Raw genomic sequence first — 14,164 nt, 5'->3', positions numbered from 1 at the left:
CGCCTGAGCCGTCGTCAGGTAATGCGCCGTCGTAGTCGTCCAGCTATGTCTCAAGAAGCCGCTGTGGCTCCCACAGCGTCATCCCGCGCCCACGGTTGTGGGTGGCACACGCATGCCGCGGCAGATGCGGGTATGACTCGTCCACCCAGCCCGGCAGTTACAGCAGCGAGGCCGCTTCGAGGTTCCGGCGGAAGGTCCCCGGGGTGATCGCCACGGCGAGCTCCACCGGCAGCCGCTCGGAGGGGAACCGCGGCGCCAGAGGGTGTTCCGGGTCGTCGCGGCAGAGGCCGCGGATCTCCTCGACGTACCACCACAGGAGCCCGCGGACCTCCTCGAACATGAACGCCTCGCGCGGCCGGGGACCAGAGCCGCGAGCCCCTTGTCCTGCACGACAACCGGCCCCACTTGGCCAACCCCCAGTGCACGTCGCACAGTCCGACCCCGCAGCTCGAAGTCACCGCGATCCAAGCCGTCACTGGATTGCTCTCACGCCTGCAGACCACTGCCAAGCCCAGCGACCCGCAATCGCGAACCCGGACGGCATCACTGCAGCTCTCGACGCGCCACCGCCAACCCTGCACGAGCGCGTCGGGGAAGACGGCCCGGGCCCGCTCACACGGGACGGTCTCGTGGTCACCGTCGTCGGCGAGGGCGTGGTGGCCACCTCATGACCCTCGTTCAGTGAAAACGGCAAGCCCGCATCGGGCCTGCTGGGCCGGTTGGACCAGACGGATGCAGCGGCCTGGCCCGCGGTCACGTCAGGGATGACGGTAGGGCGGTTGGCTGCTCAGGTCGAGTTTGGTTGTGTGGGTGAGAGTACGGGCCTTGTGCAGGAGGGCGGCGACGGCGGCATGGTGCTGGTGGGGGAGAAGAGCGCCGCGTAGGTCGGTGAGAGCTTGGGCGACGGGCGCGGAGTGGAGGTAGGCGTAGCGGTCGAGGAACGCGCGCCAGTGGGGGAGGGAGGCTTCGAGTTGTCCGGTGCGCAGTAGGGTTTCGGCGAGTCTGGCGTGGGTGAGCGCGCTGGTGCGGCGCTGGGTGGTGCTGCGGGTTTGTACGGCGCTGCGCAGGGCGTGGGTGGCTTCGACGTTGTCGCCGAGGGCGAGCAGTATTTGGGCGCGCTGATAGTCGAGGCCGGCCTGCGGGTAGTGGCTGAAGGGGTCAGACTGACTGCTGGCGCGGGCGAGTTGTTTCTCGGCGGCGGCGAGGTCGGTCAGAGCGGCGCGATGGTGGTGCTGGCAGGCGTGGGTGAGGGCGCGCTGGCTGAGGAGGAAGGCATGGGTGGCTGGCGGAGGGTGGGAGCCGGCGGCGGCTACGGCGGCTTCGGCGATGCGGCGGGCTTGCTGGGGGTGCCCCAGGGTGTGTGCTTGGAGGCTCATGGTGCGCAGGGTGATGGCGTAGAGGTTACGGTCACTGGCTTCGCGGGCGAGTTCGAGCGAGGTGATGTAGTACCGCTGTGCCAGCCCTGGAGATCCCGCGTCCATCGTCATACGGGCGAGAAGATGGGTGAGTTGGGCAGCGGCGGCGTACAACTGGCGGCGGAGCGGGGGCGGGGCAGCTGCGCTGAACAAGTGGCCGGCGTTGTCGGCGAGGTAGGCGCGCAGGGCAGTGCGGGCGTGAGCACCCCCATAGCGTTCGATGAGGTCCGCGAAAAGACGGACCATCTCCTGCTGGATCTGCATGTCGGCGGGTGTGGGAGGACGGCCGGTGGTCAGCGGCGCGGGGGAGACGTGGGCCGGAGACCAGGCAAAGGAACCGGAGGCAGTGCTGAGGTTGTAGAGACAGCCGACGACGAAGGCCCGGCGAGTGGGGTCAGCCTCCGCCTGGCACAGGACGGAAAGACGCTGCATGGCGTGCCCCTCTTCGCAGGACAGGTCTATTTCGGGGCTTTGAGCCTGCGCTGGCTGTTCCAGGCCGGTGTCTTGAGCGGTGAAGAGGCGGTTGCAGCGCCGGCTGAGCGCAGATGCCACCAGATCAGGGACGGGTGGGCGGGGCCGGGACCCGGTCAGCCAATGGGCGACGGCGGTACGGTCATAGCGTAGGTGCAGGCCCTGTGCTGAGCCCAGGGCGTTGACGGCCCGTGCCAGTTCGGCGGCGCTCCAGTGGGCCTCGGCCAGTAGGGCGGTTAAGTGAGGGTTGGGCTCGCAGCGTGCCATGGCTCCTCCGCAAGGGGGGCGGCGTTCGTACGGGGCCGGGGAACTTCACGGTGTCTGGCGGGTGGGCGCGTGCAGCCCGCAGTGCAGGGTGGGGCTGTTGCGGGGCAGGCAGCGGGTTGTTTTGACGATGGCGGAAAATCTGCCCCGGATGGTCAGGGCTTGGTCGGAGTCCATTTGTTGCTGGGGTCACCGAGATCATTCGGCGGAGCACCGGGAAGGGCAGACGGCGGCACGGAACAGTGATGGTCGACCGAGGGTGGCGGGCTGGTCGTGGACCGTGTGGGGCAGGACGGTTCCGTAGTGCCTGGATTGGACGGCGGCTCACTTCCCGGCGACGAGGTCGGGGGCGGCGGGGAGCTCGTAGGCCCCGGTGAAGTTGGCTCTTCGGTTTCCTGTGGCGGGCCTGATGAGGTGGTGCTCTCCGCTGGTGACGCGGCTGTGGGCCCGGGCCTGGATGGCGCCTTGCCTGATGGGGCGGATTGGACCGGTAGGGGAATCAGGACCACGAAGGGTGGTACTGCCGACCGCGGGCCGGATGACGGGGCTTGAGCTGGAGGCGGAATGTGTCCGTGCTCTGGGGCGGGTGGCGGTGGCGCCGACGGAATGGCGCACGAGACGCTGAAGAGGGCCGCCGCGATCACTGCGCAGAACAACAGCAGGGTCCGCACGTTTCTCACCAGACCTTCTTTCTGTCAAATGAATGGGGCGTGCATGGTCCAGCACCAGTCCAGCACCATGGGTCAGGGACTTGACGCGAGTGTCTGAAGCAAAGTTTGCAGACCGGTGAAGAACTGTTTTATGGCGTGAAGAATGGCGATGATGGTGTGGCCGAACTCCACCGGCGCTATGGCGATGATGAACAGCAAGGTCGTCAGGGCCAGCCAGAACACCAGCCCGTGCGGGCGATAGAACATATGCGTCCCCTCCGGCTCACGTGAGGTGCATGCCCGATGGGTAGCTCGAGCTCAGCTGGCCGTGCATGGTACGCAGCCCGTTCCAGTACGGCCTTTGGCCTGCGTTACCTGGGCCGGTCAGGGCGCACCCCTGCCTGCGGCGACGCCTGGAGGTATGACCGTGTGGCGCGTCAACGTCCCCGCAGGCGGCGCCATAACACCAGCGCGCCGGCCGTCAGCACAACATCGCGCTTCATGGTGCCGAGCAGCGCGTTCAGGCTGTCCTCTTTGACCACGCCTTGATTGATGTTGAGGCTGAGGTCCCGGTCGGCGAGGTCGCGTACGATGCTGCGTGCCTGTGCGGGAACTTGGGCGCTGCCGGTGATCGCTTCCAGCAGGGTGCGTGCTGCCTGTGTTTCGGAAAGGAATTCCGCAGCGATGTTGAAGACGATGGCACGGAGTTGTTCCTCGAAGACATCGATGACGGAGAGCTCGGGGCACAAGTGGCGGATGGAGCCTTCGATGTTGGCGAAGGATTTTCCCAGGATGGATACCATGGGGCTCGTCTTGATGCCGCGCCGGGTGGAGCACTCCAACACGGTCCCGAGGGTGAGGCCGAAGTTGAGTTCCTCCAGGGAGCGAGTTGCGACTTGTGGGACCAATGCCGCCATGTCGTCGCCGAAGTCCGGTATGCGTGACCAGGGGGTGGGGTGGCCCATCTCGACCCAGGCCCGGGTCACACCGGCTCCATCGTTTTGTGCAAGGCAGAGCAGAACGCGCACGATGTTTTGGCTCAAGGGGCGGTCGATGCGGCCGACCATGCCCCAGTCGATGAGGTGGGCGGGACTTCCCGGGTGGACGAAGACATTGCCTGGGTGGGGGTCGGCGTGGAAGAAGCGTTCGATGAAGTAGCCCCGGTACATGAAGGCGAGAAGGTCAGTGCCGATGTCGATGCGCTCTTGCGTGCTGAAGTCGGCTGGATTCGCCTCACGTATGGAACAGCCCGGTGCAAGGGTTTGGATGAGGACGCGAGGAGTCGCAGACAGAACCTCGGGGACAGCGACATGCTTGAAATCCTCGGCGACCTTGCGGGCCATCTCCATGTTCCGGGCTTCGAGGACGAAGTCGAGTTCGGGTCGCATCGCGTCGAAGATCACTTTGAGCATGGCGTCGACATCGATCACCGCCCTGAAGCGCGGGGCGAGGCGACCGGCGAACCGGGCGATTCTCCCTAACAGAGCCATGTCCGCCTGGACGACGCTCCGGACACCTGGCCGCTGGATTTTAACTGCCACGGGCGTGCCATCGGCCAGAACGGCATGGTAAACCTGTGCCAGTGACGCGGCTCCCAGAGGAGCGCTGGTGTCGATGTCGCGGAACGTCGACGGCCAGTGCGGTCCAAGCTCCGCGGCCAGAACCCCCTCGAAGTTTATGAACGGGCTGACCGTAACCCTGTCGTGGAGTTTCTGGAATTCCTCGAGCATCGCGGGCGGCATAAAATCCGACCTGGTGGAGAGTATCTGCCCTACTTTGATGTAGAAGGGGCCCAGGTTCTCCATCGTCTGACGCACGGCCGAGGACCGGCCGGCCGCCACACCCTCGGCTTCGAGGCGAGTGGCCCGGATTGTGCGGCTGATCTCACGCCCCACGAGGCGAGTGAGGGTCCCTGCGACCTGCCGAGCGCGTTGTTGACCATGGCTCATGGACTGCTCCTACGAAGGCAGAGGCAGGCTGCGAGACGCATGCGGCAGCCCAGCAGAATGAGGGGGTAAGGCAGGAAAGCGGAGAAGTGAAGGTGCTCTTTTGGGCAGGCAGGACGTTCGGGGCCCTGCCTGCCGACCGGGGCAGCGGGATGGGTCATCCCCGGTTGGAGCTACCAGTGGGGCCCGGCTCGGAGAGGGCCGATTGAAGCGTTTGGCGACCGGATCAGGAAGAGAACCTGTCCACGGGTGAAGGCGCCCGCGTCCAGCCGCACACGGCGCCTTTCAGCAGCATCGTAGAGAACGCCATCGCACTGGAGGTACAGCATTCACTCCGGCGTGCCTGCTGCGGCCGGCAATCGTGTCATCCAAGGTCCCCCGAGCCCTCAGCGACCGGTGGAGGACTGCTTGGAACGTGCCGAACTGCTGGAATCCGTCTGGTCCTGCTGCTCCACGGTGGAGGTGAGAAGGGAGAGCTTCGTCTGCAGTTCGCTCAACTCACGCTGCAGTCGACGCAGTTCACCGTTGTCGGTTATGGGCGTTGCGCGGTGGTCCTTCTCTGGCTTCACGCTCTTGCTCAGTGCCTTGCGCAGGTCATACTCGAGGTCCCTTGCCCGATCCAGGACGTCGTCGGCCAAATCTTTGGCCTCGTCGATGATATTTCCTGCGAACTTGGTGACCCCGGTGCGGGGATGGGTGCGCTGGGCCATGACATGCCTTCCTTCGGGTAGGACCGGTCACCGGCGTGTGCCATGTGACAGAACGAGACGGCCGCAAGGCAACTGGAGGCCGTGCAACGCCGCGGGGGCGCCGGGCAGCCTGGTGAATGTCGTTGGTGAGCGATCGATGGTTCTGCAACGAATGGACTGCTGCCCCTTGAGAGGGAGCCCCCGGTTGAGCCTGCGGCCGTCTGCGTTCCAGAGCACTCGCCGCTGCACCGGAAATCAACCCCAGGCGAGGGGGCGCACGAAGCACGCAAGTAAGTGAGGCGGCGTTCAGAGGCGCCCGCGTACGCCGTTATGACCCCCCTATATCCGGGCCGCTAGAACGACACGCTTCGAGCTTGCGTCTGGGTCTTGCCTTCGTTCGCATGCTGCTGGTACGGGCAGTGCTCCGGAGTCGGAGGGAAGGGGTTCATAAGTCACTACGAAATGCATGTTCCGCAACGCGTTCATGGTCTCCGTGTTCTGTCGACCCGGCTCACCGGCGGTGCGGTAATCCGTGGGCTGAACGTTCAACGCGTTCACGCGCTGCCCGGGACGTGAAGGTACCCGGAACGCCCGGCACCTGGTTGATTTGAGCAGGCCCCTACATGGGCTTTCGTGTCCCAGGACGAAGTGCCTGTGCGGAACAAGCGACGGATCGCACTTGCCAAGGAGGCGGCATGCCCAGCAAAGGGACCGACTTCGCCCGACGGGACAACCCCATGTCAGCACTGGACCAGGTCCTGTGGCGCATCCAAAAACAATCCTGCCACCAGGCTGCTATTGCTGCCCGCGTTCAGCTCGAAGGCGCCGTGGAGCAGGATCAGTTCGTTGCGTGGCATCAAGATCTGCTCGACCTGTGCCCCCGCGCCTCACCTATCGCGCTACCGGCACGCGCGGGCAGCCCGCCTGGCAACTGGATCCTCACTTCACACTGAGTCGGCACGCCATGCGTCTCTCGGTCCCGGGCGGGGCGCAGGGGGGAGGATTCCCAACTACTGCTCCACGGTCCGACGACCTCATCTCTATCCGCGGACGCCGCACCGTGGCAGGCCTATCCCATCGAGGGCACCACAGACCGGGAGTGCTTCTATCTCCTGGAAATCGCTCATGCCACGTTTCGACGGCTCGTCTCGGTGTTGCCGGTGCCGCGGGGGATGGTGGCGGACCGACAAGGCCGCCACGGCCGCAACATCGGCACCCCGGCCCCTGCACAACCTGCGTGACCTGCTCGACGCGATCCCCTGCGTGGCTCGCACCGGCATCTTCGAGCATCTCAACGCACTGCTGCGGCGTCGGGTCCGCGAGGAAGAGGGACGCACCACAGAGCGGCCCGGCTTCGTGAGCGACGCACAAAGCGGGAAGTCCTCGACCACCATCCCCCGGCTCGTGAACAGGGCGCTGAGGCAGGGAAGAAGGTCATCGGCCACAAGCGGAGCATCCTCGTCGACACCACCGGCCTGATGCTGGCGGTGCTGGTCACGGCCGCCGGCGTCCAGGACTCCGTTGTCGGCGGACGCCTCCTCAACCGGCTCGCAACCGACGACGTCAGCATCCGCAAAGGGACGGCCGGCCGCGGCTACTGCGAGTACCTCGTCGGCCATGCCGCCCGCTTCGGCATCGACCTCGAAGTCGTTCGCCGCACCCCGGTACGAAGGGCTTCATCGTCCTCCCGCGCCGGATCGGGGCCTCCAGGCCCGGTGGAAGACCTGCCCAGGGCCCGAGCTACGCCGTGCCCGCCAGGTTCAGTGTCAGGGAACGCGTCGGGATCAGACCTGATGCTGTTGCGTGAGGGTGGTGTGCAGCGTTCCGTCGGCGATGAGTTGAGTGACGGTCTCGATGTCCTGGGCGAGGGGTCGGTCGGTGTCGAGGTAGGGCGAGTGGCTGCGGATCAGGTCGTGGGCGGCCCGGGTGGCGGGGCTGAGGAGGTGGGGGCCGCGCAGGTCGGCGGCCTGGCACAGGGCGAGCAGGTGGATCGCGGTCACGTGCAGGACGAGGCCGGTGACGGTGTGGGCGTCGCGGGCGGCGATGGTGCCCATGCTGACCTTGTCCTGGTTGTGGGCCTCGGTGGAGCGGGAGAACGAGGTGGCGGGCATGGTGTTCTGCAGGGCTTCGGCGACCAGGGCGGAGGCGGTGATCTGCATGCCCTTGAAGCCGTGGTTCAGGCCGGCTTCGGGATCGTCGTCGCCGCCGGGGCGGGGGGCGAGGTTGGGGGTCAGTCCGTTGAACTTCTCGTCGACGACCAGTTCCAGCTGTCGGTCCAGGAGGTCGCCGACACTGGCGACGGCCGTCTTCAGCGCGTCCATCGCGAGGCCGACGTGCCCGCCGTAGAAGTTGCCGCCGTTCTCCGCCGCCCGGCGCTCGGTGTTGAAGAGGGGGTTGTCGTTGGAGGAGTTGATCTCCGTGGTCAGCCACTCCCGGACCCAGGTGAGGCTGTCGGCCAGGACACCGGTGACGTGCGGGGCGCAGCGGATGGAGTACGGGTCCTGCAGGGAGACGTCATCGTCGTCCTCGGCGGCCTCGTGGGCACGGGAACCGTCGAGGAGGCCGCGGATGCGCTCAGCGGCGGCGCGCGTGCCGGCATGCGGCTTCTGCGCGAAGAGGAAGTCCTCGAAGTGGGCCGGTTCCCCGTGGTGTAGCTGGCTGGTCAGGGCGGTGCACAGGTCGGCGGCGAAGGCGATCTGCTCAGCGCGGTGAACAGCGAGGACGGCGAAGCCGGACATGAAGGAGGTGCCGTTGAGCAGCGCCAGCCCTTCCTTGGCCTCCAGGACGAGCGGACTGAGGCCTGCCTGCCGCAGGGCCTCCTCGGCCGTGGTGCGACGGTCCGCGTGGCTCACCTCGCCGTCTCCGGTCAGGAGGCGGGCGAGGTAGGAGAGGGGGACCAGGTCGCCGCTGGCGCCGACGGACCCGCGCTCCGGGATGAGCGGCAGGATGTCGGCGCTCAGGCAGTCGACGAGGAGCTGGACGAGTTCGGGGCGTACGGCGGAGTGACCGCGGGCCAGGCAGTTGGCCCGGATCAGCATGGTGGCGCGGGTGACGTCCTCGGGAGCGGTGGGCCCGACGCCGGCGCCCAGGAAACGTACGAGGTGACGCTGGAGATCTTCGGACTGCGCCGGGTCGATGCGCTCCCCGCTGCTGTCCCCGAACCCGGAGGTGACCCCATAGATGGCCGCGCCCTCATCGATGAGTTCGTGCTTCAGCTTCAAGGAGGCGCCCATGCGCTCCACGGCGGCATCCGGCACCGACAGCCGCTTCCTGGAGGCTGCTCCCCGTGTTGCCACAGAGGCGACGTCGTCGAGGGTGAGGCTGTGACCGTCCACCAGGAGGGGCGGATTCTGCGTGGCGTTGGTGTCGTTCATGGTGGTGTCCCGCCGGTAGAGGGTGGAGCGGGCGCGAGGCCCGCAGGACGGTGAGAGGGTGTGCGCGTCACGTACGGCCGGGGCCGTGCGTCGAGTAGGGGCCGTGGTGGCTGGTCGCGGTGGGTCGCCAGGGGGGGCAGGAGCGTCGTGCTCGTGAGGCCCGTAGGGAGTCAGTCGGTGGCGGGGGCGGATCGCGGGGGTGCGGATGCGCGGCGGGAGCCCAGGAAGCGGACGTCGAAGGTGCGGGTGAGGCGCTCGTTCAGCGCGGCCTCGGCGAACGTTTCGGCGGGCCCAGGTGGCCGTGCGGCCGGGTCCCCGTGGAGACGAGCCGGCCGCCGCCACCGCGGCTCGCGCGCGGGACCCGGCAGGCCGGCTCCCTGCCCACCTCACCCAGTGCTTGGTCGTACGGGGCGATGACCTGCGCCTCCCGGCCCAGCTCCAGGCGGACACCGCCGCCGGAAACCCGGTGGGACCGGATCGCGGCCGAGACCAGGGCTCGCTCCCGCACCAGGTCGATCAGCCGGGCGTCCAGCGCGTCGATCCGCTCCCTGCCTCGGGAGACGTCGACGACCGTCGTGTCCGTGGGTGAAGGCATTGCGGGTCCTCCCGGTCAGGCGTGGAACTCCCGGCGGCCGACTTGATGGAGGCCGAGGCAAGGCTCTACCGTCGCACCTCCCCTCACCTTCCGCCACTTGGCGTAATCGATCGGATGCACACCGTATATCCACGGGGTTATCCATCTTTCTGTTCTTTTCGGTGTGAGGACCGAGTCGAAGCCGCTCACAGGTTCGAAAAGGTGCAGTTATGGCAAAACCTGCCATAACTTTGTCTGTCGGCGATTCCCTCGCGGCAGATCTGAGATTCCACGAGGTCGGGCAGTGCGAAGGGAGGACCATCCCTGATGAACGGGCAGGTCGAAACGCTCGTGGTGCGCGCGAGCCGTCACTGGGACGGCGTCTCCGCCACGCCGGGAGGCCCTGTCGAAGTGCACGTGCGCGACGGGAGCATCACGTACGTCGGGCCGAGGGGCGACGGCCGCCTGGCGGACGCACCGGCGGGCGAGGTGGTCGAGTTGGGGGCGCGCATGCTGCTGCCCGGGTTCATCGACTGCCACGTCCACGTCGTGGATCCGGCCCTGAGTCATACCACTCCCAGTCGCCAGGCCCTCGGCGCGCTGCCCGCCCTCCGGACCCTGCTGGACCACGGTTTCACCACCGTGCGAGACCTCGGCTGCACCGACCATTCGGTCACCGTCGACCTGCGCCAAGCCGTCCAGGACGGCATCGTGGCGGGACCGCGCATGATCGTCGCACCGCACATGCTGTCCAGCCGCGGCGGCCACGGGGACAAGTCCGGTGAACTGGCCGCCGGCTTCGGCGTGGAGGTCGGCACCCTGGCCGACGGCCCCCTGGAGATCACCCGCGCGGTACGGGTCGAGGTACGGCTCGGCGCGGACTGGGTGAAGTTCTCCGCCACCGGCGGCTTCAGCTCCGACCGCGACGACCCCACCCAGATCACCTACACCCAGACCGAGATGGACGCTCTCGTGGCCTGTGCCGAAGACATGCAGCGCCCTTGCGCCGTGCACGCCATGACCGACCGGGGCATCCGCCGCGCGGTGCGAGCCGGAGTGCGTTCCGTCGAGCACGCCAACCTGGCCACCCCTGAGACGTTCGACCTCCTCGCGGAGCGAGGGGTCTGGCTGGTCCCCACCCGCTACGTCGCCGCCCTGCTCACCGAGCAACTCGACAACGACGACTACTGGCAGGACAAGGAACCCGAACTGCGCGACAAGATCCGCAAGCACACCGCCGATCTGCGGGAGCGGGCCGGTCACCCCGGCGCCAGCCAGGTACGCATCGCGTTCGGCACCGACGCCGGCGTCGTGCCCTACGAGGACACCTGGCGAGAGTTCCCCGCCATGGTCGACGCCGGGATCACCCCGCTACGCGCCCTCCGTGCAGCGACGGGGGAAGCAGCAGCCCTGCTCGGCCGCGACGACATCGGCCGTATCGCCCCCGGTACGGCAGCCGACCTCATCGCCCTCGACGGTGACCCCTTCACCGACATCCACGCCACCGGGCGCATCGCCTTCGTCCTTCACCGCGGTGCCGTCCACCGCCGCCCCACATCCCCTTGACCGCCCCGGCCTTCCGCCTGCCCCGGCCCGGGCCACACGCCCCCGGCCGACGGCGACGTGTGGCCGACACGCCCCCCAGCCGTTTCCGCAGCCTCGAAACGAGGAGACGCAGTGCCCTCCACCGACACCCCAGCTGACGGCACGACGATGGGGGTGGAGGAGGAATTCCTCCTCGCCCACCCCGAAACCGGCGCCGCCGCGCCCCACGGCCCCCAAGTCGTCGCACGGGTGGGCCACAACTACGGCCCCAGCACTCCCGGCGCCGGGCCCCGGACCGAACTCCTGCAAACCATGGTCGAATCCGCGACCGGCGTCTGCACCACACTGACCGAGCTGCACCACCACCTCGCCACCGCCCGCATCCGCCTCGCCACAAGTGCCGCCCACACCGGCGCCCGCCTGCTGGCCACCGCAAGCCCACCCCTGCCACCGACAGCCCCTCGCTCGCCGGTCACCGACACCCAGCATTACGACACGATGCACGCCCTCTACGGCGCCCTCGTCACCGACCAAGAGATCTGCTCCTGCCACGTACACATCGGCGTCGCCGACCGCGACACCGGCGCCGCCGTCCTCAACCACCTCCGCCCCTGGCTGCCCACCCTCCTGGCCCTGTCCGCGAACTCCCCCTTCCTCCACGGCCAAGACACCGGCTACGCCAGCTGGCGCACCATCAGCCTGTCCCGCTGGCCCGCCGTCCGGGTACCCCCACGGTTCAAGGACGCCGACCACTACGACCGCACTCTGGCCGAACTGCACCGCGGTGGCCTGCTCGCTCTCTCCAGCGACGCCCACTGGCTGGCACGCCTGTCCAACCACCTGCCCACCGTCGAAGTCCGAGTGGCCGACGTCTGCCGCACCGCCGACGAAGCCGTCCTCCAAGCAGGCCTCACCCGCGCGCTGGTGCGCACCGCCCTGCACCACATCGCCGAGGGCCGCCCCGCACCCGACCTGTCCGAGACCTCCGCCGCCGCAGCCCTGTGGACCGCGGCCCGCCACGGACTGGACGGCCCCGCACTCGACCCCATCACCGGCGAGCGGACTCATGCACCCCGGCGCCTGCACCAGCTCTTCACCCACATCAAGGACGCCGCCATCGAAACAGGGGACCTCGACCACCTGCGCGACCTCGCCCACCAGAGCCAGAACGGCGGAACCGGCGCCATCCGACAACGCCTCACCCACCACGCCGACGGACCGGCCGGCCTGCTCGACCTGCTCACCCAACCGAGGTACCAGCCCACCTCATCTCAAGCGCACCAAGATCCGCCCGTCGGCCGGGGGTGAGTGCGTTGACGTGTTGGCGGTTGTCGGCAACCCATGCCCGGGCTTCACCGCCACCTCCTGGCCATCCTCACCGGTGATCGTCTCGACCGCCCTCCTCGGTACGTTGAGGTGTCCTGCCCTGCGCGGCGATCAGCAGGTCACGGTAGTCGCCGGCCGTTGTCCCCGGTGTGGCCGGTAGATGAGTCGGGACCAATGGCCGAGTTCCCAGTGGTCGTTGCGGCGATGGACACCCGTCTGCGGGAACGGCCGCGGACCCTCACCACCGGGGTCCGGCCGCGCTGTGCCCAGGTCTTTCGGCATCATGAAGAATCCGGCTTCGTCTCGAAGACGAGCCAGGCTCCCCGGGCCGCCGCGATCCTTCCGCGCAGAGCCACACCTCCTTGACCCACCCGGCGACCTACGCCTCGTGCGGCGTCAACCGCCGCAAGAGGGTGTCGCCAACACGCTGGCGCATCCTGTGACCGGGACCCTGTCGGGCGTCGCGAGCCGGTCGACACTTCCCCACTAGGGGTGTCGCATGGCCCCTGGCCTTCGTGCCCTGGAGTGCCGAGGCCGGCCGGGTGGTGCTGCAGTCCCGCAGTGGCCGCCACCTCGAGCAGGGCTTCCCCATCTCGCCCGGTACCTGGCACCCTGCCTGTGGGCAGCGCCCTGGACGCGGGGGTCTGCGCCTACAGGGACGGCTGTCCGGCCTTCACCGAGCTGCTGCGCTCGCGCAGGCCCGCGAACGCGGCGGAGCCGCGGTGGTGTTCATCGCCTTCGACCAATCGCCGCCTCGGGACAGGACCTGTGCTGCATGCAGCCGTCCCAAGGACGCCTCCGGATTCATCTTGGTGCCCCGCCGCTGGGTCGCGGAACGAGCATGCCTGGATGATGCATGCCTGCCGGCACGCCGCGGGACTACGAACGTCTCATCCAACGCTCCGAAACGCGATTACCTTGCTGAGCAGGCGGCTCGCCCGCACGCAGTTCAGGTGGACAGGCCCCTTGACAACTCAGGGACTTCGCCCGTGATTTCAGGCAAGCGCGACTGGCAGAGTCTCCGCGGCAATGGTGACGACGGCGAGCGCGACCATCACAGGTCGTACGAGGTGCAGCGCGCGCAGAGGAGCGCTTCTCTGTCTCTTCGGTGCTTCACTCGGGCTGGCAGGCTGAGCGCGGACATCAAGTCCCAGCAACTGACGACACCACACGCAGTCGTCGTTCTACCCGCGTACTGGGGACTCGAGCCAGTACGCACCGGACAACCGTGCGCCGTGGCCATCAGGCGGCCCCGGCTTGATTGAGCGGATCCATGCCCGGAATGGAAACGACCACGGATCCGTGAACGGTCCGCACTGCACGCCGGGTCTCCGGATTCCGCCGACGTGTGATCACTCGCTGTGCGGGAGCCGTGTGCTGCGCGTTCAACGCGTTCACGCACTGCCCGGCCGTGAAGGTACTCCTGGCGCTCTGTACCTGATTGATTAGAGCTGCCAGAGCTGCCCCCTATATCAGTCCTGTTCGAGGCATGGGAGGAGGAATTGCAGCAGTGCGTCTTCTCCTGAGGATCGCCCGCACCCTCGCGGACGGACTGTGTGCGGTGCGTCTGCTGACGGGGCGGCGGCCCTCCGTCGGTGACTCGCGGCAGCGGGAGGCGGCTCGCCACCGGCGGAACATCCTTGCGGACCGCTTTGTCCGTATGCGCCTGTGGTGCCGGGTGGGTGCAGCCGCGTTCCTGCCGTCACAGCTGAGCCGGACTTCGCGCACCGCGAGTACGGCACGGCACTACGCGTTCTTCTCTCCTCCGCTCGCCGGCATGAAACGGGTCGCCCGGAAGGCCGGTGCAACAGGCAATGGTGTGCTCCCCTGTACCCCTGCCCGGGGCACCACCCAGCACCGGGCAGAGAGGCAGAACAGCCCGGCGGCGCGACTCTCAGCCATCTACCTCG

The 14,164-nt window shown here is 67.9% G+C and carries 10 protein-coding genes and 1 pseudogene; 3 read left to right on the top strand and 8 right to left on the bottom strand.

Translation table 11 applies throughout. From position 1 onward, the window contains the following. Positions 1 to 157: 157 nt before the first annotated feature. The 5 genes from ACZ5GP_RS01595 to ACZ5GP_RS01575 all read right to left on the bottom strand — a co-directional run bounded on the left by ACZ5GP_RS01595 (position 158) and on the right by ACZ5GP_RS01575 (position 5,456). Positions 158 to 340 (bottom strand): hypothetical protein, encoded by a 183-nt coding sequence (locus ACZ5GP_RS01595; protein ID WP_468748839.1) that lies wholly within the window; start codon positions 338 to 340, stop codon positions 158 to 160. 418 nt (positions 341 to 758) lie between these two features. Continuing rightward, complete coding sequence (locus ACZ5GP_RS01590) at positions 759 to 1,847, bottom strand: hypothetical protein (protein WP_468748838.1); 1,089 nt, start codon at positions 1,845 to 1,847, stop codon at positions 759 to 761. A gap of 1,046 nt (positions 1,848 to 2,893) precedes the next feature. Next, positions 2,894 to 3,067 carry a hypothetical protein gene (locus ACZ5GP_RS01585; RefSeq protein WP_468748837.1) on the bottom strand — a complete coding sequence of 58 codons (174 nt, stop codon included), beginning with the start codon at positions 3,065 to 3,067 and terminating at the stop codon, positions 2,894 to 2,896. Positions 3,068 to 3,237: 170 nt separating this feature from the next. Beyond that, positions 3,238 to 4,695 carry an ABC1 kinase family protein gene (locus ACZ5GP_RS01580; RefSeq protein ID WP_468748836.1) on the bottom strand — a complete coding sequence of 486 codons (1,458 nt, stop codon included), beginning with the start codon at positions 4,693 to 4,695 and terminating at the stop codon, positions 3,238 to 3,240. Positions 4,696 to 5,132: 437 nt separating this feature from the next. After that, positions 5,133 to 5,456 carry a hypothetical protein gene (locus ACZ5GP_RS01575; protein ID WP_468748835.1) on the bottom strand — a complete coding sequence of 108 codons (324 nt, stop codon included), beginning with the start codon at positions 5,454 to 5,456 and terminating at the stop codon, positions 5,133 to 5,135. A gap of 674 nt (positions 5,457 to 6,130) precedes the next feature. On the opposite strand from ACZ5GP_RS01575, the gene ACZ5GP_RS01570 reads away from it, so the two are divergent. Further along, positions 6,131 to 6,388, top strand: coding sequence for a hypothetical protein (locus ACZ5GP_RS01570; RefSeq protein WP_468748834.1), 258 nt, complete (start codon positions 6,131 to 6,133; stop codon positions 6,386 to 6,388). An 831-nt stretch (positions 6,389 to 7,219) separates the two neighbouring features. Here the strand turns inward: ACZ5GP_RS01570 and ACZ5GP_RS01565 are convergent. Both ACZ5GP_RS01565 and ACZ5GP_RS01560 read right to left on the bottom strand, forming a co-directional pair. Next, positions 7,220 to 8,809 carry an HAL/PAL/TAL family ammonia-lyase gene (locus ACZ5GP_RS01565; RefSeq protein ID WP_468748833.1) on the bottom strand — a complete coding sequence of 530 codons (1,590 nt, stop codon included), beginning with the start codon at positions 8,807 to 8,809 and terminating at the stop codon, positions 7,220 to 7,222. A 259-nt stretch (positions 8,810 to 9,068) separates the two neighbouring features. Then, a complete protein-coding gene (locus tag ACZ5GP_RS01560) occupies positions 9,069 to 9,404 on the bottom strand; it encodes a chorismate mutase family protein (RefSeq protein WP_468748832.1) in 336 nt (111 codons plus the stop codon). Positions 9,405 to 9,710: 306 nt separating this feature from the next. Here ACZ5GP_RS01560 and ACZ5GP_RS01555 point away from each other — a divergent pair, with 306 nt between their 5' ends. Together ACZ5GP_RS01555 and ACZ5GP_RS01550 are read left to right on the top strand one after the other, a co-directional pair. After that, positions 9,711 to 10,949 (top strand): metal-dependent hydrolase family protein, encoded by a 1,239-nt coding sequence (locus tag ACZ5GP_RS01555; protein ID WP_468748831.1) that lies wholly within the window; start codon positions 9,711 to 9,713, stop codon positions 10,947 to 10,949. Between the two features lie 111 nt (positions 10,950 to 11,060). Beyond that, positions 11,061 to 12,236 (top strand): carboxylate-amine ligase, encoded by a 1,176-nt coding sequence (locus ACZ5GP_RS01550; RefSeq protein WP_468748830.1) that lies wholly within the window; start codon positions 11,061 to 11,063, stop codon positions 12,234 to 12,236. Between the two features lie 153 nt (positions 12,237 to 12,389). Here ACZ5GP_RS01550 and ACZ5GP_RS01545 read toward each other — a convergent pair. Then, positions 12,390 to 12,628 (bottom strand): annotated as a pseudogene (locus ACZ5GP_RS01545) (IS630 family transposase); the annotation flags it as partial. Positions 12,629 to 14,164 lie beyond the last annotated feature (1,536 nt).

It is taken from the genome of Streptomyces sp. NPDC031466, assembly GCF_055581265.1.
This window is presented reverse-complemented; position numbering and strand designations above follow the sequence as displayed.

Coding starts and splice junctions, on each gene's coding strand:
- ACZ5GP_RS01555 (WP_468748831.1), top strand. CDS start 9,711: ATGAACGGGCAGGTCGAAACGCTCGTGGTGCGCGCGAGCCGTCACTGG.
- ACZ5GP_RS01560 (WP_468748832.1), bottom strand. CDS start 9,404: ATGCCTTCACCCACGGACACGACGGTCGTCGACGTCTCCCGAGGCAGG.
- ACZ5GP_RS01590 (WP_468748838.1), bottom strand. CDS start 1,847: ATGCAGCGTCTTTCCGTCCTGTGCCAGGCGGAGGCTGACCCCACTCGC.
- ACZ5GP_RS01575 (WP_468748835.1), bottom strand. CDS start 5,456: ATGGCCCAGCGCACCCATCCCCGCACCGGGGTCACCAAGTTCGCAGGA.
- ACZ5GP_RS01565 (WP_468748833.1), bottom strand. CDS start 8,809: ATGAACGACACCAACGCCACGCAGAATCCGCCCCTCCTGGTGGACGGT.
- ACZ5GP_RS01595 (WP_468748839.1), bottom strand. CDS start 340: ATGTTCGAGGAGGTCCGCGGGCTCCTGTGGTGGTACGTCGAGGAGATC.
- ACZ5GP_RS01570 (WP_468748834.1), top strand. CDS start 6,131: ATGCCCAGCAAAGGGACCGACTTCGCCCGACGGGACAACCCCATGTCA.
- ACZ5GP_RS01585 (WP_468748837.1), bottom strand. CDS start 3,067: ATGTTCTATCGCCCGCACGGGCTGGTGTTCTGGCTGGCCCTGACGACC.